Origin of the sequence: Mesorhizobium sp. ISC25, from assembly GCF_042295465.1 — a bacterium.
GTDB lineage: Bacteria > Pseudomonadota > Alphaproteobacteria > Rhizobiales > Rhizobiaceae > Mesorhizobium.
Map to the genome: position 1 here is coordinate 135,742 of NZ_CP135442.1, position 24,335 is coordinate 160,076.

Consider the following 24,335-nt stretch of genomic DNA (forward strand, 5'->3'; position numbering starts at 1 on the left):
CGCTGCGGCTGCCGGGCGTGATCGTTGTGCTTGCGGCATTTAGGACAAGTCACTTCGCCAGTCGGCTCTCAGAAAATAAGGCAATAGATGTCGATCAGAATAGCAATCATCGGCGCAGGCATCATGGGCGCCGACCATGCCCGGATTGTCGCCGAAGACCTGGCGGGCGCCAGCCTTCAGGTCGTATGCGACGCCTCACCGGAGCGGGCTCGAAAGGTGGCAGAGGCCTATGGCGCGACCGATGCCTCCACGGACCCCGTGGAGACCATCCGGCGTAGCGACGTTGACGCCGTGCTTATTGCCAGCCCCGACGACACCCACGCACCGCTGTCGCTCGCAGCGATCGAGGCCGAAAAGCCGGTACTCTGCGAAAAGCCGTTGTCGCAGAACTCGAAGGAGTGCCTGGCTGTGATCGAGGCGGAAGTGTCGCGCGGCCGACGGTTCGTCCAGCTTGGTTTCATGCGCCGCTTCGATCCGGCCTATCGCGACATGAAGGCGGCGCTCGACGACGGCTCGCTTGGGCGGGCGATCATGATGCATAACTTCCACCGGAACGTGGAAGCGCCGGCGAACTTCACCGGCCAGATGGCGATCACCAATTCCGCCCCGCATGAATTCGACGTCGCGCGCTTCGTTCTGGGCGCCGATCATACGGCAATCTCGGTTTTCCAGCCGGGAGGCGTCGACGCATCGAAGACTGGCGCACCGGTCTTCATGGTTCTCGAAACAGACAAGGGTCAGCTCGTCAACATCGAGATCAACAACAACGCCGCCTATGGCTACGACGTGCGCGGCGAACTTGTCGGCGAAAAGGGATCGATCTTTCTGAATGTACCTGCCGCAACGCGGCAAAACGGCGCTCTCATGGCCTTCGAGCGCTATGCATCGGATTGGCGCCCGCGTTTTGCCGAAGCCTACCGGCACCAGGACAAGGCTTTCCTTCACTTCGTTCGCACAGGGGAATTTCCGGCGGTCGCCGCGGACGTTTGGGACGGCTACTGCACGGCTCTGGTCGCCGAAGCCGGTGCCAAGGCCCTTAGGGAGGGTCGGCGTGTCACCATAGCGAGGGCGGAAAAGCCGTCCCTCTATGACCGGTAGAGGATAGAGAGATGAAACTGGGCTTCGTTTCCGACAGCCTTGGCGGCATGGCTTTCCATGCACTTCTCGACCATGCCGCACGCCTTGGCGTCTCTGGGGTCGAGGTGAACACGGGCGGTTGGTCGACTGCGCCCCATTTCGACCTGAAGACGATGAAGGCAAGCGCGGACGCGCGCCGGAGCTTCGCCAAAGCCTTCGAAAGCCACGGCCTCGAAATCATTGCGCTCAACGCCAACGGCAATCCGCTGCATCCAACCCAGCCAGAGCAAGCCGACTGCCTGAAGGACACGATCCGCATCGCCGGCGAGATGGGGATCAAGACCATCTGCACGATGTCCGGCCTGCCGGCAGGACGCAAGGATGACCTCATGCCAAACTGGGTGGTCTCCTCCTGGCCGCCGGAGACGCAAGAGATCCTACGCTACCAGTGGGATGAGAAGCTTTTGCCTTTCTGGACGGAGATTGCGAAACTTGCCAGGGAATGCGGCGTCGAACGCATTGCGCTGGAGCTTCACGGAAACCAGTGTGTCTACAATGTTCCGTCGCTCCTCAAGCTGCGAACGGCCATCGGTCCGGTCATCGGCGCAAATCTCGACCCGTCGCATCTGTTCTGGATGGGCGCGGATCCACTCGTTGCGGCCGAAGCGCTAGGTGAGGCCGTCTATCATGTCCATGCCAAGGACACGATGCTCAACGCGCCGGTGCAGGCCAGGACCTCGCTTTTGGAAAACGGCTCTCTGGTGAATATCTCTGCCCGCAGCTGGTCCTACATCACCCTTGGCTTCGGCCATAGCGAGGAATGGTGGCGGCAATTCTGCTACCGGCTGACAATGGCGGGCTATGACGGCTGGCTTTCAATCGAACATGAAGACGTTTTGCTCAACAGCCTCGAAGGGTTGGAAAAATCCGTCGCCCTGCTCAAAGGCGTGGCGCCCGTAGCTCCGAGCGATTTCAAGCCACAGGCGATTTGATCGCTGCACGCGGAGCGACGATGGCAGCATTCGATCTCAAGGCATGAGCGGGAAAGGCAAGCAGCTCGCATCGGCTATTCGCCGGAGCAGAGAAAGTTCTCCGCGTCATTGATGTCTCCAGCGCCCTGGTAACGGGCGACCTGAGGATAGGCGCACAGCGGCCGGGTCCGCATGACGATCCCATCGCTGACCTTGGATGCAAGAATGCGCTCCGGCGCCTCGCCATGTTCGACCCATCGATCGATCGTGCCGAGCTTGTTGAAAGTATCGCATGCCGCGGCGCCAAGGCAGTGTCCCATCCCGGGGATGGTGAACAGGCGGCCGAAGGCGCTAGCCTCCGGACCCGCATTGCGCAGCACCGCCTGGTAATAACCGATCAGTTCCTCCGGGTTATGTCCGTCGTTCCAGCCGATGTAGAAGATCAGCTTGCCGCCGCGAGCCATGAAAGGCGTCAGGTCGGCATCGACATGCATCAGCGGGCCGACCTTGGCGGCGGCCGTCGCTATATCCTTGTCCCAATCCAGCGTCGTCCAGTCCCAGTCCGGGTTCTCGAAGGCCGCGTACTTGAACAGGTCCAACGCTACTGGAAACGGCTTGCCATCCGCTGCGAAGCCGGCCTCGCCGCCTTTCGCCGGTCCCGGAAAGATGAGCTCGCCGTTGCGCGGATTGGCCGGGCCGATATAGATCTGTTCCAGCATGCGGACTTGCGGTGCAGTCAGGCAGTCCGGGCCGTCGGCGCCTATGCACAGCAACTGCCTTGGCTGGAATGCACATTTGTCGGGCTCGTCGACGAAGCCCTGCTTGAGACCAATCGGCGAGGCGCATTGCTTCATCACGGCATCGTTCACCATGGCGAATTTGGGCTTGGGGATCTGCATGTCCGGATTGCGGTCGCTGATCCAGCCGGCCCAGAGCTGCTCGGCATTGAAATTGACGATCGGATTGGGCGGCGCGCCGACGACGATGCCGTCATAGTCGTCGGGATACCGCTTGGCTTCGATCAACCCTTCGAGTCCGCCGAGCGAGCAGCCGATCCAGTAGGACCGGACGGGGCCCGTGGCGTAAAAGGACTTGATGATCGCCTTGGCCGCGACTGTCATCAGGTGATCGGCGCGATACGCATAGTCGATCAGCTTCTCGGGGTGGCCGAGCGCGAAGCGTCCGCCCTGGCCTTCCGGGGTGGCGCTGTCATGCCCGGTGTCGGTGCTTGCGGTGGCATATCCCTCCACAAGCCCGCTCACCATGCCCGACACCATGATAGATCCGGCCCAGCCGAAATTGCCGACGCCAAGGAACTTGCCGTTCCAGCCAGCCACCGGCAGCCAGACCTCTACCCTGATGGCTGAATCGCTGCTGGGTTTCAGAGTGGCCGCCACGCGGCAGAACGCGGGGTTGGGCGCTTCCTTGGTGTGGCCGGCCACGTTCATCCCTGGCTGGTTCATGATCTGCGAAAGCGGGTCGTCTGGCATCTGGTACTGGCCTGCAGCCACCAGCTCCGCGGCCGTGACCATCGCGTCTGGCAGCGCCAGCTTGGCCAGTTCGTCGCAGGACACGACGGGTGAGGCTGCCTGCGCGGCAAACGGAAGTGCCATCACCAGCAGGCCGACACCGACGACTTGCCACATCCTTGACCATCGCATGACGGATCGAGCACCTCCGCTGAAGCAATACCGGATTTTCACAGCAGCCCAGGTTTGCAGGCGATTACGACCTTCCAGTTTCCACCGATCGTTTCAGCGTGCTTGGGGTTTGAACCCAAAGCAAATCAGAAATTCTGCTGACCCATGGCCTTTTCGATCAGCTTGTCGATCGATACGGCCAGCACGAGAAGCAGTCCCGTCACGATGAGGCGAACGTAGTTCTCGACGCCCATCAGGTTGAGCCCGTTCTGGACTGTTCCGATGACCAGCGCGCCCAACAGGGCCGCGTGAATGGAGCCGCGGCCGCCGAACAGGCTGACGCCGCCAATGACGGTGGCGGCAATCGATTCCAGAAGCAATGTGCCGCCCCCTACCCCGCCACCGGAGAAGACCCCAACGCCCAGCGCCCGCGATGCGCCCAGTACGCCAGCCAACGCTGCGATTCCGCCGGCAATGGCGAAGGCCGCCATCTTGATACGCGCAACCTTGACGCCGGCCCGGCGCGCGGCCTCGTCATTGTTGCCGACCGCATAAAGGTAGAGGCCGAACCGGGTTTCCTTGAGGATATATCCGCCTATCCCGAGCAGGATCGCAAAGATCAGCACCACGACCGGTATGCCCTGATGTGCGTTGAGGATCGTCACGACGATGGCGCCAAAAATCGCGGCCGCGCCGAGCGGCAGCACAAATCGGCTGAACAGGGAAGCTTCCAGACCGGCACGTTTTCTACGAGCGATGCCTGACAGGACCAGAGCGGCAAACGCGACGAGCCCGATCACCAGCGCGGCCCATGAAGTGATCCCGGAAATCTTGGTCTCGGCGATCTTGTCGATACCGGTTCCCATCAACCCGTAGCGGGCGGTCGGCGGCAAAAGGACAAGTTGCAAGCCATTGAGGGCCAGACCGAGCCCCAGCGTCACCACGAAGGACGGTACGCCCACAAACGTGACCCAACGCGCCGAAAAGCTGCCGATAGCAGCACCCATGACGATTGCGACCGCCACTGCCTGCCATGGCGAAACGCCGTAGTCGACGACCAGCTTGGCCATCAGGACTGATGTCACGCCGTTGATCGCCGCGACCGACAAATCGATTTCCTTGACCAGCAGCACGAACATCAGACCGATCGCCATGATGCCCACAACCGTGCTCTGGACGAGCAGATTCGACAGGTTCTGCGGTGTCAGGAAGACATTGCTCTGGAGCGCGAAGAACACCCATAGCGCCACGAGCCCGATTATGACGGGCAGTGCACGCATGTCGCTGTTGAGCACTTCGCCGATGGTGCGGCGTTTGACGTCACCGGAAGCGGCGGCCGAGTTTGCCATTTTTGACGTATCCTTCTGATACTTTTCGCCCGACGGGGCTCAGCCAGCGAGGTTGACTGCCTCGTTGCCACCGACCATCGCGTTGACCACTTGCTCGCCTGTCACTTCACTCGATTTGAAACTCGCGACGTTCGCGCCCAGGCGCATGACCTCGATGCGGTCCGTGGCGTTAACGACGAAATTGTGGATGTCGTGGCTGACCACGACGATACCGAGCCCATCGTTGGCCAGCGTGCGGACCAGGGCCGAGACCTGTTCGGCCGCGGAGTGGCTGAGCGCGGCTGTCGGCTCGTCGAATATGACGACCTTCGGCGTCCACAAGATGGAACGTGCGATGGCTATGTTCTGTCGCTGTCCGCCGGACATTGCTCCGACCGGACGCGTCAGCGACAGCTGGCCAAGTCGCATGCGCGTCAGCACCTCGCGGGCACGAACTTCGCATTCGGCGCGACGGATCCGTCGGCCGAACCATGCCGGGCCGGTCAGCTCGCGCCCGAGAAACAGGTTCTGCACGGCGTCCAGATTGTTGCAGAGCGCGAGATCCTGATAGACGGTCTGGATCCCAAGGGCGGTGGCGTCGGCAGGGCTGGCGATCTTCGCCGGTTGGCCTTCGATGCTGTACTCACCGGAGTCGAAGCCGAACACGCCGGCCATGATCTTGACGAGCGTGGACTTGCCGGCGCCGTTGTCGCCAACCAGGGCAACCACCTCGCCGGCATGGACGTCCACGGAAGCCCCCAGAAGGGCATGGACCGACCCGAACGATTTACGGATGTTGCGCATCGATATAAGCGGCGTGGATTGGTTCGCCGCATGAATATCGGCGCCGCCGCGGGTTGCTGCCGCTTTGACCATCAGGCTCCTCCCATCAGGTGACCGAAGGACAGCGAGTACCGCTGTCCTTCGGTCGATCTCGCTATTTGTTGTTTTTCTTGCAGACTTCGGTGTCTTCGATGCCCTTGCAGATTTCTGGCCAGGTCCAGACGCCAGCGGTGACGACGTCCGAGAGATTGTCCAGGGTGATGTTCTTCACCGGCAGGAAGACCGCCGGCACATCCATGAACTTGTTGTTCACCTTGCCATTGATCAGATCCTTTGGCACGCCCTTGCCATCCAGAATCGACGCCACGACGTCCGCCGCATAGGTCGCTTCAACCTTGAGATCCTTGAGCACGGAGTTGTCCTGCCATCCCTGCGCGACGTACCGGAGCGCCTCGACGGTCGCATCCTGTCCGCCGGTCACCAGCTTGTCGCCAGGCTTGGCTCCCTGGCTGATCAGAGCGGCAACCGAGCCGCCGGTCGTACCGTCGTTCATGCCGAGGAAGACATCGACATCACCACCATTGCGTGTCAGGCAGTCCTCGGCGAAGGATTGAGCCAGCGCCGGATCCCAGTTCTGCGTGTACTGTTCGCAGACGACCTTCACCTTGCCGGAATCGATCAACGGCTGAAGAAATTCGTTCTGGCCCTTTTCATACTGGCCCGTACCGTATTCGCCCTCATTGCCCTTCACGCGCGCAACCTTGACCGGCGACTTCTTCATCGCGCTGATCAGCTCAGCGGCTCGCTTGCCCTGCGCTTGGCCAACCGACAGCGAGTCGAAGACGACGTGCGCTTCGGCCTTGCCGCCGACCGCATCGTGATCATAAAGGACCACCGGCACCTTCGCGTCGGCTGCGGCTTTGAGACTGCCAGCGGCGAGGTTGGCGTCCGTTGCCGCAAGCACGATCACGCTGGCGCCCTGGGTGATGGCGTCTTCGACCAGCCGCTGCTGCCGCGCCGGATCCCCTTCGCCATTCTGCACGGTCACCTGAGCGTTCGGCGCCTTCTCCTTCATCGCCGCGACAAAGAACGGCGCGTCCCGACTGGTAAAGCGGATTGTCGTGGTGTTCGGCAGCAGAAAGAACACTTTCTTGGCATCTTGAGCATGTGCCGTCGCCAAGGCGCCGGCCATCGCAGTCGCCGCTAGAAATGCAGTCAGAAGTCGCTTCATAGTTTCCTCCCATGGAACACTCGGTTCGCCCCTCCTCACAACGGCGCCGGACATCTCCCGGGCCGGGCTGAGGATGGACTGCAACGAAAATTGCAAGATATAAATATTCCGCAACGAACAATGTGTCAACGATGCGACAATGAAATTGTTGCGCCTTGCAAAATGCGCAATTTCTATTGCGACATGTGCACACGAGTGCACCTGGGAGCCTTGGCCGCAATCGGAATGGCCAACATGGGAGGTCCGGTTGGCCTCGGGGAACCGCTACTGCCCGGTGACGGTCGGTATGCGCGGACTGACCGCGTTGTTTTGCAGTCGCGCCGCGAGTGCAACCGTCAGCGCCTGGGCGAGGCACATCGGGGCAGCAAGTGAACGGGAAAAGGTATATTCATGCTCCGGTACCGCGAAGAGAACATTGGCGCTCTTGGCCAGCGGAGACAGCGTGCTGTCGGAAATGGCAATGATCGGAACTTCGCTGCGCGCCGCCTCTTCCACGACATTGACGACTTCATTGGCGTAGAAGCGAAAGGACACGGCAAACAAGACATCGGTCTTGCGGATCATGCGCGCCATATGCGTGGCCAATCCGCCGCCCGGATCAAGCAGCACGCAACGTTTGCCCAACATCGTCAGGATATAGCGGAGAAGTTCGACCACAGGCGTCGATCGCAACTGCCCGATCAGATAGATCGCGTCGGCTTTTTCGAGAAGGGTCACGGCCTTGGCCAGGTCCTCGGGCGGTATCTGCGTCAGCATATCCTGCAGCGAGGCGATGTCGCGGACCACGAGGTCGCGCATGAATCCGACTTCGCTACGATCTGTTCGCGCTCCCAATTCGCCTTCCAGCGCCTTGATACGGGCCTCGAAGCCGGGTGCGGCGGTCGACAGACGCTTCTGAAAAAGGGACTGGAGTTCCTTGAAGCCTTCATAGCCGAGCGCCTGCGCAAAGCGCACGAAGCTCGAAGCATGTACTCCGCTGCTATCCCCAATCGCATTCACCGACCTGACAGCGACATCGTTAGGATTCTGAGTGAGATAGAGCGCGATCTTCTGGTAGGATTTGCTCATTTCATCGTAGCGATCGTGGATGAGCCGGATCAGCTCCTCATAATCACGCGGCGCTTCAGTGGTCGGTTTCATGTTGCACTCTTTCGCAATATTCATTGCACAATGACGCGTCTGCGTCGATTCCGCCAGTGAAATCAGTTGCAACATTGTTGAAGCAAAAGCGCGTGCAGCTCAGATCAAAATTGGCAGGTCTGCCTAGCTCGACGCCGGTGGCGGCGAATAAGCCCGAGCCGCCTCATACCCTAGATGCCAGGATCGGGAGGGCCAACGCGCGATGCTTCGCCCGAGGCCGTGCCTTGCTACCGCCTTGAGGGTCGACTGGCCTTCACCCCGACGCTGTTGCGGCTCGCTCCATCTGATTCACTGTCGGCAATCAGCGAAAGGTAGCGCTCAAGAGCCTTCGAGAACTTGGCTCGCCAGATCTCCTGCGCAGTGCGGATATCTCCGTCGCGCAAGCTTTCGAGTAGCTTGACGACATACTTCTCGGCGTCGCCCTTTCGGTCGGTATAAACGACCCCCAGTTGTTGGTTGAAGCGCCTCACATCTGCGGTCAGCTCGGAAAAGTAGCGGATGGTCCGCTGCAATCCCGTCGCATCGATGATCGCCTGCTGGAACTCAAGATCGTTGCGAACGGTCTCGGCCTGGCTATCGAGATTTGCGAATTTGACGGCATTCTCAGCTAATTTTTCAAGGCGCTTGATGTCAGCTGAGGCCAGGCTACCTGGTTCCGCGAGCAGATGGTCCAGGGCAATTTTTCCCAGGGCCATCCGGATATTGTAGACTTCGATGACGCTGTCTGCGTCCACCGCCCTGACAGATGCTCCCTTGTTCCGCTTGATCTCGACGAACCCTTCGCGAGCAAGCAGGCGCAACGCTTCGCGGACCGGATGCCGGGAGACGTTCAACATGTCGGTAAGCTGTTGCTCGACGAGCCGGTCGCCGGGCTGGAAGTGCCCGGCAATGATCGCGTTCCGGATTTGCTCCGCAGCGAACTGCGTGCTTTCCATTTGCGTCATGGGAGCCAGAATGGCGCCTTTTTCATTTGCGTGTCGCATCAAGATCCTCCTAAGGCGACAGCAGGAGATCGGCTGCACGGGCATTCGGAATGTAGACTATATACGAATGCAATTATCCAATGAGAAGCCTCCCACTAAGCTATCCCTACGGAACAAGTGGAAAACGGTCTGTCTCGCCTGACTTTCAGTTAGAGCGAGATCGACACGTTCTTCACCGGAAGGGCGCCAGCACCACGATACGCAGTAATCTCGATTTCGAAGAGATACTCTGGTCCGCCCAGCAGGCCGCAGCTGACGCAGCTTGCTGGATCGATGCCCCCGAACTTCTCGCCCATATAGGCCATGACTTCCGGGACGTCTTCCTGGCGCGGAATGAAGATGCGCCGCCGCACCACATCCGCAAGGCTGCTGCCGACCGCCTTAAGCGCGCCTTCGACGTTCTTCATCGCCCGCCTTGCCTGCTCGATCGCCGTCACCGGCATCGCACGGGTTTTGTAGTCGCGCCCTGCGGTCAGGGACATGAAGATCCAGTTGTCGAGGGCGACGATCCGCGAGTAGCCTTCCTTCTCTTCAAGGATGCTGCCGGATTTGAGTTTCACGAGTCCCATGCGGTTCTCCATTGCTGATCAGATCGAGATGCCGCCGTCGATCGCCACCGTCTGGCCGGTGATCAGCGCGCCGGCGAAACCGAGGAAGACGATCAGCTCCGCGACATCCGCCGTGGTGCAGACTTTCTTCAGAGGTGTGCTGGCGAGGGTGCTTTGACGACGCTCCTCCGACCATTCGATCGCCCACGAACTTTCGACGACGCCGGGCGCCACAGCATTGACACGCACATCGGGAGCGAGCGCACGCGCCAGGTTCTTCGTCAGGTTGATAACGGCAGCCTTGGAGCCGCTATAGGCGATGGTGCTGGCGACGGCGCCGAAGCCGGCGATGGAAGCAGTGTTCACGATTGAACCTTTGGCCGCCTTGAGAGCAGGCGCCGCGGCCTTCGAGCACCTGAAAACGCTCATCAGGTTGACGTTCAGCAGACTTGCCCAAAGCTCCTCCGTTATCCCGTCCAGGTCGTTGATCGGGACAGGGATCTTCACGCCCGGTATTCCCGCGTTGTTGACGAGCAGGTCGAGACGGCCGAGCTTCGCCACCGCCTCGAGCACCATTGCCTTGGCCTGCCCGGCATCGCCGACATCGCCTGGAGCACCGATGACGTCGAGCCCCTTCTTTTGGAGCTCAGCGAGAGCAGCCTCGCCCCGCTGGTCCGTCGGCAGATAGTTGATCGCGACCTTGGCACCGGCCTTGGCCATCATGCGCGCGGTTTCGAGGCCGATGCCCGACGCGCCCCCGGTGACGAGCGCTGTCTTTCCCGCGAGATTGAACGAGATCATGAGTTACCCTTCGATGCTGCGTTTGGATGGAATTCGCTAGAGCAGTTCACCGTTTCACGGAAACGGCGAACCGCCCTAACTCTTTGTTTTGACGCAATTCCGGACGGAAAACCGTTCACACTTTTCCTGGAATTGCTCTAGGCGACTGAGCTTCTGACGATTTCAAGGGGCGTGCGCTTCTCGCGTCGCAGGAACTTCTGTGTCTGTTCTTTGCGGGGATGGTCGATCACCTCTTCGGCCGTGCCGATTTCACAGACTTCGCCCTGGCAGAGAAAGGCCACACGGTCCGCCGATTCCCGGGCGAAATTGATATCGTGTGTGACAACCACCATCGTCATGCCTTCGCTCTTCAGGAGACGCATGGTCTCAAGCACTTCGCCGACAAGTTCGGGATCGAGTGCGGAGGTGACCTCGTCGAAGAGCATGTAGCTCGGCTCCATCGCAAGCGCTCGGGCGATGGCGAGACGCTGCTGCTGGCCGCCTGAGAGCTGAGATGGCAAGCTGCCGCCCTTGTCGCCGAGCCCCACATGCTCGAGGTGCTTCCGCGCAAGTGCGCGCGCCTCCGCGCGGCTGCGCTTTGCGACCACCCGGGGTGCTAGCGCGACATTTTCCAGCGCCGTGAGGTGTGGGAAGGCGTTGTATTGCTGGAACACGATGCCCAGCTTGCAGCGCAACTTGTTGATATCCGTCTTCGGATCGTGGACGCTGATGCCGTCGACGAGGATCTCGCCGCCCTGGATCGGTTCGAGCCCGTTGATGCATTGCAGGAGCGTTGATTTTCCCGACCCGCTCGCGCCTATGAGGCAGACGAGCTCGCCCTTTTCGATCGTCAGATCGATGCCCTTGAGCACCGTCACCGATCCGAAGGCCTTCTGGACGTTGCTGATGCGGATCATACGCGGACCTTTCTTTCGAGGTGCCGGCTGTACCGGGAAACAGGATAGCAGATAAGGAAATAGAAAAGCCCGGCCCCCATCAGCAGCAGCCAGGTCTCATGTGTCCTGGTGATGAGTATTTGGGTGGAACGCATATATTCGATGTAACCGACCACGCCCGCAAGAGCGCTGTCCTTGATCAGGCTGAGAACGAGGCCGATCCACGGAGTCAGGGCCGTCCTGAATGCGAGCGGCATGGATATGTACAAAAGCTCCTGGTAGCCGTTCATGCCGAGTGAGCGAGCGCTCTTGCGGTATTGAACCGGGACCGAGAGGAGGCCCGCCCGGACCACCTCGGCAGTTACAGCCGACATCCAGGCACCGAGCGCGACGGTACCGAACCAAAAGGGTGAGGTGCCGAAGCCCAGGATCGACAGAAAGCTGTTGGCAAGGATCAGCTGGATGATCATCGGCACGCTGCGCAGGATGTCGATGAAGGGAGCCGTGGCGACCCTCACGGTCACGGAGACGGTGCGCAACCAGCCAAGGACGATGCCGGCAAGGGTGCCGGCAAGGGTTGCCGCGGCGGCCAGCCTGACGGTGTTGAGCAGCCCCTGAGCCAGGAAATAGGCATCCGACCAGGCGAGGCCTTGGTTTGCGAAGGAAAACTGCATCCCTAGCTCCTGTATATGAGCCGAAAGGCTATTTGGGACGTGAACTGCAGTCCTTTGGCGATGAGGTAATAGATCAGCGCCGTAACCAGAAAGAACTCGAATGTCCGGAAGGATGCCGACTGCGCGTACTGTGTGGCGCCCGAGAGCTCCTGCAGTCCGACCAGCATGCCAAGCGAGGTGTTCAGCATTCCCCAGATGCCTTGTGTGACATAGGCAAGGAAGATCACCTTGAACATCTGCGGAAAGATCACATGGATAAGGCTCTGCGGGCTGGTCATGCCGAGTGAGCGCGAAGCTGACATCTGCTGTGGGGGGATGGCGTTGAGGCCACCCCTGAAAATTTCCGTCATGTAGCCTGCGTTGTTGAAGGAAACGGAGATGAGGACGGCGGCGTAGCTGGGGATGTTGATGTGGAAGGCACCCAGCCCGAAATAAAAGAGATAAAGCTGAAAGACGGCGGGCGTGTTGCGCGACAGCTCCACCCACCAGGTCGAAAAGCGGTAGGCCCATCCCTCGCCCTGCTGGCGCGCGACGGCCATCGGCATGGCAATTAGTGTGCCGATGATGAAGGCAAGGACGGTGATCTGGATCGTCACCCAGGCTCCGGCCAGCAGCAGGGGCAGTGAATCCCAGACGATGGACCAGTAGAACTGATAGCCGTTCATGCCAATCATCCCATGCTCATGCCGGCAGGGCTTTCCTGCCGGCATGAGCCCTGTGGTTAGAAGTTGATGCCTTCAGCTGTCAGCGGCGGCAACGGACCATTACCGTAGTACTTGTGGTACACCTCGGCCCAACGCCCATTCGAAACCTGAGTGAACACGAAAACGCGCGCCCAGTTGAGGAATTGCTGGTCGTCACGTTTGACGGCAATCGATCCGAAGTCGGCGAGAGGGGCAAGTCCGGCCATCACGAACTCCGGGAACTGACCACTTTGCGATAGCGAGTTGAAGACGGCGACATTGATCACGATGGCGTCGATCTTGCCCTGCTGCAGAGCCAGGAAGGTTTCCGCATCGCTCGCAAAGCCGGTGTAGGTCGCGCCCGTGCCCTGCCAGCCCTTGCCCAGCTCATCCTTGAAGAGTTGCTCAGGCGTGGTGCCGACGACACCACCAAGCTTCTTGGATGCCAGGTCGGAATATTTGGCGATGCCGGTGTCCTTGCGGGTCACGACTGCCATGACGTTATTGGTGTATGGCTGGGTAAACGCCACGGTCAGCGCACGTGCCGGGGTCGGCGTAGTCGAGGCGATAAGGACGTCGATGCGGTTCGAAACCAGTGCCGGGATACGATCCGGCGACGGCGTCTCGATGATTTCCGGTTCTGCGCCAAGCGACTTTGCCATGTCCTTACAGTACGTCACGTCATAGCCGTCGGGCTCGTTGTTCGAGTCGCGGAAGCCGGCAGGCGGACTGTCCAGCATGATGCCACAACGCAGCTTTTTGTTCTTGATGATCGTGTCGAGCGCGGAGTCGGCATGCGCCTGACCAGCCAGCGTGAATGTGGCGACTGCCGTGGCCAGCAGAGCCCTCATAACCATTTTCATCTCATTCCCCTTTTCTTTGTTACAGACCAAGTTGTTGGCTGAGCATTTGTGAGGCCGCTCAACTCGCCTTTCTCGCCAGCCCGGGTGTCACGCCGAGAGCTTCGATAGGTCCCACTTCCTTCTCGATCAGCGGCACGACTTCGTTCTTGAATCGAACAATCGAGCGATGCGCCAACTCGATTGGCATGCAGCCAAAGGAGAAGTTGCAGGTGTAGTTGCTTGGATTGAGACGTTTGATGTCCGCAACCATCTTCTCGGCAACGGTGTGCGGATCGCCCACCACCATGTTGTCGGCATATTGGTCGAGCGTGTACTCGCCTTCGTACGCCTGGTTGCTGATGTAGCTGTTGTCGTCCAACGGCGGTGAGGCCTGGCGCAGATAGTGCGCCATACGCCCCACGTATCGGGCACGCTCCGCCACGGCCAATGCCTCGCTGCGGCTGTCTGTTATGGCCAGGTACTGCATGATCGCCAAGGGCTTGGTCGAAGGCTGCTCGCCGATGGACGTCCAGGCGTCGTTGAGTCCATCGACCATCTTGTAGAGCACGGGCGATCCGAGCGTGCTGGCGGCAAGGAAAGGGACCGCCTTCCACTTCTTGAAGCGTTCTAGGAGCTTGGGGTGGGAGGAGGTCACAAAGATCGGCGGCAGAGGCTTCTGCTGGGTGCTGATCGCAAAGTGGGTCTTGGGGAGGGAAATGTACTTTCCGTTGTACTCGACCTCGCCATCGACGAGCGCCTTTTCGATGACGTCCCAATACTCAAGGAAAACGTCGACCCTGTCGTCCAGCACGACATTGTAGCGATCGAACTCATAGCGCTGATAGCCGGTACCCATGCCGATGACGAGGCGGCCTTCGGTCTGTGTATCGGCGACCGCGATCTCCTGGGCGACACGAAGCGGATTGTAGAGCGGCAGCACGATAACGCCCGGGCCTAGCTTGATCTTTTTGGTCCATCCGGCCGCGTAGGAGCACATCATCAGCGGCGACGGAGAGCTCGAATAGTTGGCGAAGTGGTGCTCGGCGAACCACGCAACGTCGAAGCCGAGCTCATCGGCGGTCTCCACCATCTTGCGCGTGTCGCGCATCACGCCCGGTGCGCCGTCGGGATGATCGCGAAGTGTCATCAGGTTAAAAAGACCAAGCTGCATTCATTTGCTCCTAAGATCCCTCGGCGACGGCTGTCGACGTTGGCAAACAGTCCTATCCAGCCTTCTGCAGGACCATGGGTGAAGTCAGCGCGTAGGCGCCGTTCTGGTAGATCAGCGGGTCGACATCGGAGGCAAATGCCACCCCTGCGACCCGTCCGATGATGATGTCGTGCGTGGCATAGGATATCGCCTGATCCATTTCGCAGAACAGGTTCGCCTGGGCGCTTGCCAGGTAGGGGATGCCGTCCTTCTCGCTCCACTCGCCAATATCGAAACGCCTCTCGGCTGGCCGTCCGCCGCTGAAAGAGTTGGATATGTCGGCTTGCGAGGCCCGAAGCACGTTGATGCAGTATTGCCCCTCTTCCTTGAGCGGCACGTTGATCGACGAGTTGCGGTTGACGCAGGCAAGGATCGAAATGGGAGCGAAGCTGAGCGGCGTGACCGACGTGACGGTGATGCCATATCGGCGCCCATCGTGCCTGCACGAGATCACGCAGACCGTGGACGCCACGCGCCGCATTGATTGCCGGAAATGCTCGGTACTCAGGTCCTGCGAGAGCATTTTTGCTTCCTTGTTCCCAGCTCTAAGATTGCAGATTATCTACAATCCGTCAACGTATTTTTTGGGCGATTTGACCCATACGAAATTGCCTTGCCTATTGGTGGTCGCCGTGTGCCCCGTCCGGCCCGGGAAGCGGGAATTGTCTGGCCAGATCCGCGACTTGGTCCTGAGACAGATACCGAGGGTTGAGACCATGAAGCAGAAGGTAAAGCTTTGCTGTCTCCTCGAGCTCCTCGATCGCAAAGACAGCACCCTCGAGGTCCTTGCCGGCCACGACTGGTCCATGGTTTGCCAGCAGGACCGATGTATATTTGCCGGCCAATCCTTTGATGGCCCCGGCGACCGCCGGGTCGCCCGGTCTGAAATACGGCACCAGCGCCGTTCGGCCGGCGCGCATGAGGTAGTACGGCGTCATCGGCGGCAGCACCGACTTCGGATCGATCTCGGGAAGCATCGTGACGGCGACCGAGTGCGTCGAATGCAGATGCACGACAGCCCGAGATCCTTTGACCGTGTCGTAGAGCGCGGAATGCAGCGGAATCTCCTTCGTCGGCTTGTCGCCCGAGACCAGATTGCCATTTGCATCAAGGCGGGAAATGGACGCCGGATCGAGAAATCCGAGCGAGGCGTTTGTCGGGGTAACGAGCCAGCCGCCTTCATCGAGCTGAACCGAGATGTTTCCCGACGAACCGGGCGTGAGTCCGCGATCGAACAGCGATCTACCGAAGCGGACAATCTGTTCCCGGAGCTTCGTCTCACGCATCCCTGTCACCCGAGATTTTGGAAGCTTGGCATAGGGCCAACGCACTGAATGTGCCGCGGACGTCGACCTGGAAATCTCGAAAAGTACGGCGGCGACCCGTTGCAGATTGTAGATAATCTGCATTATAGATGAAGGGAAAGCAAGAGGTCGGATCGGAATGTCTGCTGACGAAAGCGCGGAAAAATCAAACGTCGCCGTCATCGGCTTAGGCTCGATGGGGTTCGGCATGGCGAATTCGCTCGTGCGATGCGGACATTCTGTCGTCGGCTACGATCCGTCTGCGACAGCGAGGGAAAAGTTGGCAGCCACCGGCGCACGGATTGCCACCTCGCCCGGCGACGCGGCCACCAATGCGAGCGTCGTCCTTTGCGTCGTCGTGAACAGCGCGCAGACCGACGCGGTGCTCTTTGGCGACGGCGGCGTGTTTCCGATGATGGCGCCGGGTTCCGTATTCATTTCATCAGCGACAATGGCGCCAACGGAGGCAAAACGCCTGTCGTCGCGCCTTGCGGAGCGCGACATCCTCTATCTCGACGCCCCGATCTCGGGCGGTGCGGCAAAAGCTGCGAGCGGCGCCCTGACGATCATGGCGTCGGGTAGCCCAATTGCGTTCGACCAAGTTCGGCATGTCCTGGACGCAATAGCAACGAAGGTCTACCGCCTGGGCGATGAGCCCGGCATCGGTGCTTCGGTGAAGATGATCAACCAGCATTTGGCAGGAATCCATATCGCGGCCGCCTGCGAGGCCATGGTGCTCGCGTCAAAGCTCGGCTTGGACCTCTCCACCGTCTACGAGGTCATAACCGCCTCCGCGGGCAATTCCTGGATGTTCGAGAACCGTGTCCCGCACATCCTTGATGGTGATTACAGGCCGCTGAGTTCGGTTGAGATATTCGTCAAGGATCTGGGCATCCTCGAGGATATTGCTCGGGCCGAACGGTATCCCGTGCCGCTCGCCGCAGCTGCCCTCCAGATGTATCTCGCCACCGCGGGCGCAGGCATGGGACGCGACGACGACGCTTCGGTTGCGCGCACCTACGCCGCGCTATCGGGCGTATCGCTGCCCTCGACCAAGGCGGCATCATGATCGATCTCGCCGCATGATACGCTTCGCCGCCAACCTCACCATGATGTTCACGGAATGGTCGTTCCTCGACCGCTTCGAGGCGGCCGCGGAAGCCGGCTTCGGAGCCGTGGAATTCCTGTTCCCCTATGAATTCGCACCTGAAACCGTCGGCAGCCGACTGAGGGCATGCGAGCTCGAACTGGCCTTGTTCAATCTTCCTCCCGGAGACTGGGCTGCGGGCGAACGCGGCATCGCTGCCTTGCCGCATCGCTTCGAAGAGTTCCAGTCAGGCGTCGACAAGGCGCTGGACTACGCCCAAGCGACTGGCGTGCGCTCCCTCCACATGATGGCCGGCCTTACGGGCCTGTCCGACGCCGATGCGATGAGAAGCTACAGGCGCGCTGTCGACCTCGCTGCATCCAAGCTGGCTGCCCGAGGCTTGAACCTTCTGTTGGAACCTATCAACAGCCGCAGCATGCCCGGTTATTTCCTGAACGACTTTGCGCGCGCCGCGGCGTTTATCGAGGAATTGGACCTGCGAACGTCAGACTTCAGTTCGACGTTTTCCATCGACAGATCATGCATGGCGACATCACCGAGAGCTTCCGCCGTCTGCAGCCGATCATCGGACATGTCCAGGTCGCCGGCGTGCCCGCGCGCCATGAGCCGGACACCGGAGAGGTCAACTATCAGTACTTCTTCGAGCAGCTCGAAGCGAGCAGCTATTCCGGTTTCGTCGGCTGCGAGTATCAGCCGGCAGGTTCGACAGAAACCGGTCTTGGCTGGTTTGCGCCGTATAGGAGACGCTGGCAGTGACGGTTGTTCTCGCAGCTATAGCCGACGACTACACCGGGGCATCCGATCTTGCAAACACGTGGCGTAAATGCGGCCTTCGAACCGTCCAGACCATAGGGATCCCGGTCGATGACAGCCTGTTCGAAACCGTGGATGCGCTTGTGGTCTCGCTGAAAATCCGTTCCGTGCCGGCTGTCGATGCGGTCGCAAGAGCGCTCGCTGCCGAGGAATTCCTCCGGCGGATCGGCGCCCGCCACGTCATGTATAAGATCTGCTCGACCTTCGATTCGACCGACGCAGGCAATATCGGTCCGGTCACTGATGCGTTGATGGAGCGGGCTGGACAGGAGTGGACTGTGGTCACGCCGGCGTTCCCGGAAACCGGGCGCACCGTCTACAAGGGGCATTTGTTCGTCAACGATGTCCCGCTCAACGAAAGCGCCTTGCGGCATCACCCTTTGAACCCGATGCACGACGCCAATCTTACACGTGTTCTTGCAAGGCAATCCAAGCACGCTGTTCACAGTCTCGACTGCCAGACGGTCGCGCTTGGCCTGGAAAGCTGCAGAGCGAAGATCGCTGCCATGCCTGGCCAGAGGAAATCGATCATCGCCGACGCCATCTGGGATAGCGATCTCGATGTCCTCGGCCAGTTGGCGTTCGGCGGAGCCGTTTCGTCGGGTGCGTCCGGACTTGGCTACGGACTCGCAAGGGCGGCTCTGGCCGCACGCCCGGCGCAGGGATCAATGGCTAACCTTGCTGCTGTCGGTGGCCGATCGGCGGTCATTGCCGGCAGCTGTTCTGCCCGGACACTGGAGCAGATCGATGCCGCCGAAAGACATATGCCCGTGCTGCGCCTTGATGCGCAGCGCATTGTGTCCGGCGGCGGCGCCGTCGAAGAGGCCCTTGAATTCGCTCGACGACAGCTCGCGGCTGGGCCAGTGCTCATCGCGTCCTCCGGCAGCCCCGATGCGGTTGCAGCCCTCCAGCGGCAGCACGGCAAGCACGAGGCCGGGCAGACGATCGAGAACGCGTTGGCGGAAATCGCCATCGGGCTCATCGGTGCCGGCGTTCGGCGGCTCGTGGTGGCTGGAGGCGAAACCTCGGGCGCTGTGGTGGACAAACTGGCGATCGGCTCGTTCGAGGTCGGTGATGAACTTGCCCCTGGCGTGCCGATGCTGCGCACCATCGGACATCCGGGAGGCGACATGATGATGGCGCTGAAGTCCGGCAATTTTGGCGACGTGAACTTCTTTGCGGAAGCTCTTTCGAAGCTCGCTTGAAAACGAAGAGAGGATACGACGCCTGCAAGAACGGTGAGCGAACTGAGACCCGAGCCGGCCGCTTACGCTTAGTCCAACATCAACGATCGGAGAACCATCATGACCAGGAGCTTTGAGGGCAAAACCGTCATCGTGTCAGGGGCGGCAGGGGGTGTGGGCCGGGCTGCGGTTTCGCTTCTCATCGAAAACGGTGCAATGGTATGCGCAACGGATCTCAACCCAGCCGTCGCCGAACTGGAGCGAGATTCACCTGGTCATGTCGTCGCGGTTGCCGCTGATGTCACCAAGGCTGCCGACGTCGAGAATATATTCACGACGGCAGAGCAGCGGTTCGGTCCGGTTGACGTGCTCATCAGCAACGCCGGCTTCATCATTTCGAAGTCCGCACACGACACCAGCGAGGATGAGTGGGACCGCGTCATGAATGCAAACGCCAAATCCTTCTTCCTGATGTCAAGGCGTGCGCTGCCTTCGATGCTCGCGCGTGGCCACGGTTCGATCGTTGCGACGGGATCCATTTCAAGCGTCGTCGGCTTGCCGGAACAGGCGGCCTATTGCGCAGCCAAAGGCGCCCTCCTTCAACTGGTACGACAGATGGCCGTAGATTATGCTTCCCGAGGCATCCGTGTGAACGCTGTTGGAGCAGGATCAATCAATACGCCGTTCCTGACTCGCTACCTTGAGGGCCTTGACGACCCGGCCGCAGGCGAAGCCGCCATCAAGAGCGCCCATCCCATTGGCCGCTGGGCCGAACCTAGTGAAATCGCCGATGCCATTGTCTATCTTGCTGGTCCGAACGCGTCATTCGTGACTGGGCATATCCTAATGGCCGACGGCGGCTACAGCGCCCGGTAGCCGCGCAGATGACGCGGTTGCCGCCGGCATGCGGGTCCAGCGCGACGCGATCTAACACTCGATCAATCGATGGCCTTCGCGGGCCGACTGGTGCCGATCATACCAACCGCGAATGATGCGATCAGCCACCATGGCGACCAGTGCAATCGCCAAGCCGGAGGTGAGACCGAGCCCGGCGCTTGCATTGCCGAGCGCGATGTAGACCTGTTGACCGAGATCCTTGGTCCCGACCAGGGCCGCGACCACCACCATGGACAAGGCGGCCATGATGGTCTGATTGAGGCCGAGCATCACATTCGGCATGGCGAGGGGCAGCTTGACCTGGAACAGCAGTTGCGCGGGCGTGCAGCCACATTGCCGGCCCGCCTCGATGCAATCGACGCGCACGCTGCGGATGCCATGCTCGGTGTAACGGATCGGCGGCACGATCGCGTAGAGCATGATTGCGATCAGTGCTGTGAGTTCCCCCACCTTGAAAAACATCAAAACCGGAATGAGGAAGACGAACTGAGGTATCGTCTGTAGCGCGTCCTGCACGGGCCGCAGCACCCGAGAAACGGTGTCGCTGTGTGCCGCCCAGATGCCGAGGGCCCCACCGATCGCCAAACACAGCAGCACCGCCAGGCCGCAGAGATAAGCCGACTGCATGAAGGGCTCCCAGAGTCCCGTCAAAAGGATGAAGATGCAGCTTGAGAGCGAGAACAGCGCAACTGCGCGACCAGCGCATCGCCAGGCCAGGGTGACGATCAGCGCGATCGTGGCGGGCCAGGGGAAGGTGGAAAATCCGAAGAAGAAATAGAGCGCCGCAACGACTACAGCAAATGCCGGGCGCCAGCCAAATCGCAGCGCGAGGCCATAGGCGATGACGGCTACCGATGCCACGTAAATGGCGATCACCGTTGGGGTTAAGGCAATGCCCCAGGAGAGCGGCGTTACAGCGCGGATCATGCCAATCCGAAGCGGCAGGATAAAGTAGTAGAGAACCTCGTTCTTGAAGGTCTCGATCGGGCCGTCAAAGCGCGCAACGAGGCCCAGAACCCAATGATTGACGGCATCGGCGTCGATCAGGCCCGGCGTGGAAGCAAAGGGGAGCGTGACGGCGATGCCGCTCAGCCGGATGAGCCACGCGCAGATCAGTGCACTGGCGATGACGCTCCACATACGCCGGCTGGTGAGCCAGGCCGGATGTTGTGCGGCGCCACCGTGCCCGGCCAGGCCGAGCGTGATCCGGTCCATGACCATGGCGAGAAGCGCAATGGCGCCGCCGGCGAGCAGGCTCTGGCCGAATGCGGCCGCGCGCATCGAGGAAAGGACTTCCCAGCCGATATCCGCGAAGCCGCCGATTATGGAGGCGATGATCATGATGCTGAACGCGGCCATCGTCGTCTGATTGATCCCAACCAGGAGCTGAGGTGCCGCCGTCGGCACATCCACCAGCCAGAAGCGCTGGCGTGGCGTGCAGCCACTCATCACGCCGGCCTCGGCAATGTCGCTCGGGACACGCTCGAGGCCCAGTATCGTATTCTTCACCATGAAAGGGATGGCATAGACGGCGCTGGCGATCAGCCCGACCACCGGGCCGAATCCGAACAGCAGCAGCAACGGGATCAGATAGGCGAAGGCGGGCATTGTCTGCATCACGTCGAGCGCGACGTTGATGGCCGCCCGCGCCTGCTTCACCTGAAAGGCAAGGACGCCGATAGCAAAACCTACGAAGACGGAGATTGGAATGGCCAACAGGACGAGTGCCATGGTGTTCATGCTCTGGGGCCAATATTTGGTCACCAGGAGGTAGCCGAGCGTGAAGATCGAAAAGGCGGCGAGGCGATAGCCGCCGGCACGCAGTGCGACAACGCCGACCACGAGCATCGTCATCGGCCAGGGAAGCCATTGCAGGGCAGTCTGCACTCCCACCATCGGCCATTTGAGAAGCCAGGAGATGCCGCGAAATAACGGCCGAACCAGGTCGGTGATGACAGCGCTCCAGGCGTCCACCCATTGTGCTATCGGCGCGACCCAGTCGGAGGGATAGGTGGCGAGCCAAGGGAGGACGTCGCGTAGCGCCAGGCAAAGCATCGTAAAGAATCCCACCGCCATCCAGATCGACAGGCCTGCATCCCAGTGCAACCGCCGCGGCGCGGCTGTGTCGAGCACGCTCAATGCCGCCGTTCCCTGTCTCGTTCAAGGATCTGCAATACTGTTTGGCGATCGATCGTCCCGACAATTTTTCCCGCTGCATTGACCACGCGGAATCCGGTGATGCCGGTGGCGACCTTGGCCACGAGTTCCTCCACGTACACCGTGTCCAGCACAGTCTCCATGCACGGGCCGCAGTCGCCGCCGCTCCGAACGGCGATGTCGGCCGCATGGACCGCGCGAAGCAGCGATATGTCTTCGACAAACTGCGCCACGTAGTCGTCGACCGGATCGCGCAGGATATCGGTTGGCCGACCGATCTGGATGATTTCGCCCTGGCGCATGATGGCGATCCGGTCCGCCAGGCGGAAGGCTTCCTGGATGTCGTGGGTGACGAAGACGATGGTCTTGCCGAGCTTCTTCTGGAGCCTCAGAAACTCGTCCTGCATCTGCCGCCGGATCAGCGGATCGAGCGCGGAGAACGGTTCGTCGAGAAACCAGAGCCCCGGCCCGACCGCCAGCGAGCGTGCGATCCCCACGCGCTGCTGCTGGCCGCCGGAGAGCTGATGCGGAAAAGACGTCTCGCGACCTTCGAGGCCGACCAGCGCAATCATTTCCCTCGCCCTCGCATAGCGCTCACCGATGGAACATCCCTGGACGCGGAGCGGAAAGGCCACATTGTCGAGGACGCTCAGATGCGGCAGCAGCCCGAAGTGCTGGAACACCATGCCCATGCTGCTGCGGCGTAGCTGGATCAGCCGCCGCGGGCTGGCGGCAAGCAGGTCCTCACCGTCCAGGAGCACCTGGCCATAACTGGACTCGATCAGACGCGAGAGACAGCGCAGCAGTGTCGATTTCCCCGAGCCGGACAGGCCCATGACGACGAAAATCTCGCCGACAAGGACATCGAAGCTGGCATCGATCACCGCCGGGATTTGACCGTCCCGCCTGAGCCGATCGCTTACAGTGCTCGGGTCGCCGGAAAGGAGTTCCCCTTTTCGGACGAGGTGTTCGGCATGAGCGCCGTAGACCTTCCACAGGCTTCGGCAGGACAGCTTCACGGGCCGGTCCGGTTCCGCCTTGATCATGGCGCTGGCTCCCCCTCTTACAAGTGTCAGTGTCGGGGTTACCGCCGACGTCGGGCGGCCGAGCGGTTCTCGCATCAGCGCGTTGCCTCCTGCACCCAGGGCTGCCAGACCGCCTGATGCTGGTCGATCCAGGCGTTGACGACCGTGTCGATGTCCTGGCCCTTCCTGTCGATCGCCAAGATCATCTGCTGCTGGGTGGCCGCGTCCTCCCGGAACGCCTTCAGGAATTCATAGGCCGCCGGCCATTTGTCCTTGAAGCCCGACCATACCACCTTGTGGACCTCGGGAGGATTGATGCAGTGATCGTTGTCCTGTGATTTGCAGGGCGGCATCGCGACCCATCCCATATCGGCTTCCGCGAAGACATAGTGCGGCGCCCAGAACATCATGAGCAGGGGCTTCTTGGCCGCCACCGCGGATTCCAGCTCCGCGACCATCGCGCCTTCGGACCCGCCCGGCACAGTAGTCAGGGGCAGGTTGTTGTCCTTGATGATCTGCGCGGAGCGGGAACCCCAGTCGGCCGGGTAGTCGAGCAGACGGCCGTTCGGGAAGGTGTCCGGCGACGTCAGTGCCTGGACACAGCCGGGCTTGGTGAGCGCGGTCCAGTCCGGCAGGCCGGGGCAGACATCCGTCATGTATTTGGGATAGACCCAGCCCTCCTTTGTCTCCAGGCCGAGCTGGCCAATGTCTTCCACCTTCCCCTCCTTCAGTACCTTCGGAAAGATGTCGCCCACATTGTTCATCCAGATCTCGAGCGTCACGTCGAGCGTGCCATCAGCGAGGCCGGTGAACTGCGGATAGCCGCCCGCGGTCACATACTCGATCTTGTAACCCATGCGCTGCAGAAGGGTCCCGACGATATGTGTGGTCACGTGCTGGCCAGTCCATTCGGCCATCACGAGCTTGATGGGCTCGTCCTTGGCCCCCATGTCGGCGGCTCGTGCCGCCCCGGATCCCATTGCGACGAGCATCGCCACGAGCGAGCCTGAGGTGAACTTGAAAAACCTCGACTTGGACATTTCTTTTCTCCCTGTTGTCAT

General features: G+C 60.8%; 23 protein-coding genes and 1 pseudogene. 6 read left to right on the forward strand and 18 right to left on the reverse strand.

Annotated features, from left to right (window positions below; translation table 11 throughout):
• The first annotated feature begins 87 nt into the window (after positions 1-87).
• Both RQ479_RS32575 and RQ479_RS32580 read left to right on the forward strand, forming a co-directional pair.
• Entirely contained in the window at positions 88-1,098 is a 1,011-nt protein-coding gene (locus tag RQ479_RS32575; protein ID WP_376706312.1) for a Gfo/Idh/MocA family oxidoreductase, read from the forward strand.
• 11 nt (positions 1,099-1,109) lie between these two features.
• Positions 1,110-2,069, forward strand: coding sequence for a sugar phosphate isomerase/epimerase family protein (locus RQ479_RS32580; RefSeq protein WP_376706313.1), 960 nt, complete (start codon positions 1,110-1,112; stop codon positions 2,067-2,069).
• Between the two features lie 74 nt (positions 2,070-2,143).
• On the opposite strand, the gene RQ479_RS32585 is transcribed toward RQ479_RS32580, so the two are convergent.
• From RQ479_RS32585 to RQ479_RS32655, 15 genes are all read right to left on the reverse strand, one after another.
• Positions 2,144-3,694: a tannase/feruloyl esterase family alpha/beta hydrolase gene (locus RQ479_RS32585; RefSeq protein WP_376706314.1), complete on the reverse strand. Its 1,551-nt coding sequence runs from the start codon at positions 3,692-3,694 to the stop codon at positions 2,144-2,146.
• A gap of 140 nt (positions 3,695-3,834) precedes the next feature.
• On the reverse strand, positions 3,835-5,037 hold the full coding sequence (locus RQ479_RS32590; protein WP_376706315.1) for a sugar ABC transporter permease: 1,203 nt from the start codon (positions 5,035-5,037) through the stop codon (positions 3,835-3,837).
• Positions 5,038-5,076: 39 nt separating this feature from the next.
• Positions 5,077-5,892 (reverse strand): ATP-binding cassette domain-containing protein, encoded by an 816-nt coding sequence (locus RQ479_RS32595; protein ID WP_376706316.1) that lies wholly within the window; start codon positions 5,890-5,892, stop codon positions 5,077-5,079.
• Between the two features lie 61 nt (positions 5,893-5,953).
• The gene (locus RQ479_RS32600; RefSeq protein ID WP_376706317.1) at positions 5,954-7,030 is read right to left on the reverse strand and encodes a sugar ABC transporter substrate-binding protein; all 1,077 of its coding nucleotides are present in this window, start codon (positions 7,028-7,030) and stop codon (positions 5,954-5,956) included.
• A gap of 264 nt (positions 7,031-7,294) precedes the next feature.
• Complete coding sequence (locus RQ479_RS32605) at positions 7,295-8,170, reverse strand: MurR/RpiR family transcriptional regulator (RefSeq protein WP_376706332.1); 876 nt, start codon at positions 8,168-8,170, stop codon at positions 7,295-7,297.
• Positions 8,171-8,397: 227 nt separating this feature from the next.
• The gene (locus RQ479_RS32610; protein ID WP_376706318.1) at positions 8,398-9,153 is read right to left on the reverse strand and encodes a GntR family transcriptional regulator; all 756 of its coding nucleotides are present in this window, start codon (positions 9,151-9,153) and stop codon (positions 8,398-8,400) included.
• A 149-nt stretch (positions 9,154-9,302) separates the two neighbouring features.
• Positions 9,303-9,734, reverse strand: coding sequence for a RidA family protein (locus tag RQ479_RS32615; RefSeq protein WP_376706319.1), 432 nt, complete (start codon positions 9,732-9,734; stop codon positions 9,303-9,305).
• Positions 9,735-9,740: 6 nt separating this feature from the next.
• Positions 9,741-10,502, reverse strand: coding sequence for an SDR family NAD(P)-dependent oxidoreductase (locus RQ479_RS32620; protein ID WP_376706320.1), 762 nt, complete (start codon positions 10,500-10,502; stop codon positions 9,741-9,743).
• A 137-nt stretch (positions 10,503-10,639) separates the two neighbouring features.
• On the reverse strand, positions 10,640-11,398 hold the full coding sequence (locus RQ479_RS32625) for an amino acid ABC transporter ATP-binding protein (protein WP_376706321.1): 759 nt from the start codon (positions 11,396-11,398) through the stop codon (positions 10,640-10,642).
• Positions 11,395-12,051: an amino acid ABC transporter permease gene (locus RQ479_RS32630; RefSeq protein WP_376706322.1), complete on the reverse strand. Its 657-nt coding sequence runs from the start codon at positions 12,049-12,051 to the stop codon at positions 11,395-11,397. Before RQ479_RS32630 ends, RQ479_RS32625 begins: the two co-directional genes overlap by 4 nt.
• 2 nt (positions 12,052-12,053) lie before the next feature.
• Positions 12,054-12,716: an amino acid ABC transporter permease gene (locus RQ479_RS32635; protein WP_376706088.1), complete on the reverse strand. Its 663-nt coding sequence runs from the start codon at positions 12,714-12,716 to the stop codon at positions 12,054-12,056.
• 56 nt (positions 12,717-12,772) lie between these two features.
• A complete protein-coding gene (locus tag RQ479_RS32640) occupies positions 12,773-13,597 on the reverse strand; it encodes a transporter substrate-binding domain-containing protein (protein ID WP_376706089.1) in 825 nt (274 codons plus the stop codon).
• A gap of 58 nt (positions 13,598-13,655) precedes the next feature.
• Positions 13,656-14,747, reverse strand: coding sequence for an LLM class flavin-dependent oxidoreductase (locus RQ479_RS32645; protein WP_376706090.1), 1,092 nt, complete (start codon positions 14,745-14,747; stop codon positions 13,656-13,658).
• 52 nt (positions 14,748-14,799) lie between these two features.
• Entirely contained in the window at positions 14,800-15,309 is a 510-nt protein-coding gene (locus RQ479_RS32650; protein ID WP_376706091.1) for a flavin reductase family protein, read from the reverse strand.
• 94 nt (positions 15,310-15,403) lie between these two features.
• Positions 15,404-16,072 carry an aldolase gene (locus RQ479_RS32655; protein ID WP_376706333.1) on the reverse strand — a complete coding sequence of 223 codons (669 nt, stop codon included), beginning with the start codon at positions 16,070-16,072 and terminating at the stop codon, positions 15,404-15,406.
• A 157-nt stretch (positions 16,073-16,229) separates the two neighbouring features.
• On the opposite strand from RQ479_RS32655, the gene ltnD reads away from it, so the two are divergent.
• From ltnD to RQ479_RS32675, 4 genes and pseudogenes are all read left to right on the forward strand, one after another.
• Entirely contained in the window at positions 16,230-17,159 is a 930-nt protein-coding gene (gene ltnD, locus RQ479_RS32660) for an L-threonate dehydrogenase (RefSeq protein ID WP_376706092.1), read from the forward strand.
• Between the two features lie 13 nt (positions 17,160-17,172).
• Positions 17,173-17,954 (forward strand): annotated as a pseudogene (gene otnI, locus RQ479_RS32665) (2-oxo-tetronate isomerase).
• The gene (otnK, locus tag RQ479_RS32670; RefSeq protein ID WP_376706093.1) at positions 17,951-19,216 is read left to right on the forward strand and encodes a 3-oxo-tetronate kinase; all 1,266 of its coding nucleotides are present in this window, start codon (positions 17,951-17,953) and stop codon (positions 19,214-19,216) included. Before otnI ends, otnK begins: the two are co-directional and overlap by 4 nt.
• A 99-nt stretch (positions 19,217-19,315) precedes the next feature.
• On the forward strand, positions 19,316-20,071 hold the full coding sequence (locus RQ479_RS32675) for an SDR family NAD(P)-dependent oxidoreductase (protein WP_376706094.1): 756 nt from the start codon (positions 19,316-19,318) through the stop codon (positions 20,069-20,071).
• A 51-nt stretch (positions 20,072-20,122) separates the two neighbouring features.
• Here RQ479_RS32675 and RQ479_RS32680 read toward each other — a convergent pair whose 3' ends face one another.
• The 3 genes from RQ479_RS32680 to RQ479_RS32690 all read right to left on the reverse strand — a co-directional run bounded on the left by RQ479_RS32680 (position 20,123) and on the right by RQ479_RS32690 (position 24,266).
• Positions 20,123-22,225: an ABC transporter permease gene (locus RQ479_RS32680; protein WP_376706334.1), complete on the reverse strand. Its 2,103-nt coding sequence runs from the start codon at positions 22,223-22,225 to the stop codon at positions 20,123-20,125.
• A 2-nt stretch (positions 22,226-22,227) separates the two neighbouring features.
• Positions 22,228-23,085, reverse strand: coding sequence for an ATP-binding cassette domain-containing protein (locus tag RQ479_RS32685; RefSeq protein WP_376706095.1), 858 nt, complete (start codon positions 23,083-23,085; stop codon positions 22,228-22,230).
• Positions 23,086-23,369: 284 nt separating this feature from the next.
• Complete coding sequence (locus tag RQ479_RS32690; RefSeq protein ID WP_376706335.1) at positions 23,370-24,266, reverse strand: ABC transporter substrate-binding protein; 897 nt, start codon at positions 24,264-24,266, stop codon at positions 23,370-23,372.
• Between the last annotated feature and the right edge of the window lie 69 nt (positions 24,267-24,335).

What these genes read in the sequence shown, in the direction of transcription:
- RQ479_RS32575 (WP_376706312.1), top strand. Translation starts at nt 88, where the DNA reads ATGTCGATCAGAATAGCAATCATCGGCGCAGGCATCATGGGCGCCGAC.
- RQ479_RS32580 (WP_376706313.1), top strand. Translation starts at nt 1,110, where the DNA reads ATGAAACTGGGCTTCGTTTCCGACAGCCTTGGCGGCATGGCTTTCCAT.
- RQ479_RS32585 (WP_376706314.1), bottom strand. Translation starts at nt 3,694, where the DNA reads ATGTGGCAAGTCGTCGGTGTCGGCCTGCTGGTGATGGCACTTCCGTTT.
- RQ479_RS32590 (WP_376706315.1), bottom strand. Translation starts at nt 5,037, where the DNA reads ATGGCAAACTCGGCCGCCGCTTCCGGTGACGTCAAACGCCGCACCATC.
- RQ479_RS32595 (WP_376706316.1), bottom strand. Translation starts at nt 5,892, where the DNA reads ATGGTCAAAGCGGCAGCAACCCGCGGCGGCGCCGATATTCATGCGGCG.
- RQ479_RS32600 (WP_376706317.1), bottom strand. Translation starts at nt 7,030, where the DNA reads ATGAAGCGACTTCTGACTGCATTTCTAGCGGCGACTGCGATGGCCGGC.
- RQ479_RS32605 (WP_376706332.1), bottom strand. Translation starts at nt 8,170, where the DNA reads ATGAAACCGACCACTGAAGCGCCGCGTGATTATGAGGAGCTGATCCGG.
- RQ479_RS32610 (WP_376706318.1), bottom strand. Translation starts at nt 9,153, where the DNA reads ATGCGACACGCAAATGAAAAAGGCGCCATTCTGGCTCCCATGACGCAA.
- RQ479_RS32615 (WP_376706319.1), bottom strand. Translation starts at nt 9,734, where the DNA reads ATGGAGAACCGCATGGGACTCGTGAAACTCAAATCCGGCAGCATCCTT.
- RQ479_RS32620 (WP_376706320.1), bottom strand. Translation starts at nt 10,502, where the DNA reads ATGATCTCGTTCAATCTCGCGGGAAAGACAGCGCTCGTCACCGGGGGC.
- RQ479_RS32625 (WP_376706321.1), bottom strand. Translation starts at nt 11,398, where the DNA reads ATGATCCGCATCAGCAACGTCCAGAAGGCCTTCGGATCGGTGACGGTG.
- RQ479_RS32630 (WP_376706322.1), bottom strand. Translation starts at nt 12,051, where the DNA reads ATGCAGTTTTCCTTCGCAAACCAAGGCCTCGCCTGGTCGGATGCCTAT.
- RQ479_RS32635 (WP_376706088.1), bottom strand. Translation starts at nt 12,716, where the DNA reads ATGAACGGCTATCAGTTCTACTGGTCCATCGTCTGGGATTCACTGCCC.
- RQ479_RS32640 (WP_376706089.1), bottom strand. Translation starts at nt 13,597, where the DNA reads ATGAAAATGGTTATGAGGGCTCTGCTGGCCACGGCAGTCGCCACATTC.
- RQ479_RS32645 (WP_376706090.1), bottom strand. Translation starts at nt 14,747, where the DNA reads ATGCAGCTTGGTCTTTTTAACCTGATGACACTTCGCGATCATCCCGAC.
- RQ479_RS32650 (WP_376706091.1), bottom strand. Translation starts at nt 15,309, where the DNA reads ATGCTCTCGCAGGACCTGAGTACCGAGCATTTCCGGCAATCAATGCGG.
- RQ479_RS32655 (WP_376706333.1), bottom strand. Translation starts at nt 16,072, where the DNA reads ATGCGTGAGACGAAGCTCCGGGAACAGATTGTCCGCTTCGGTAGATCG.
- ltnD (WP_376706092.1), top strand. Translation starts at nt 16,230, where the DNA reads ATGTCTGCTGACGAAAGCGCGGAAAAATCAAACGTCGCCGTCATCGGC.
- RQ479_RS32675 (WP_376706094.1), top strand. Translation starts at nt 19,316, where the DNA reads ATGACCAGGAGCTTTGAGGGCAAAACCGTCATCGTGTCAGGGGCGGCA.
- RQ479_RS32685 (WP_376706095.1), bottom strand. Translation starts at nt 23,085, where the DNA reads ATGGGCCTGTCCGGCTCGGGGAAATCGACACTGCTGCGCTGTCTCTCG.
- RQ479_RS32690 (WP_376706335.1), bottom strand. Translation starts at nt 24,266, where the DNA reads ATGCTCGTCGCAATGGGATCCGGGGCGGCACGAGCCGCCGACATGGGG.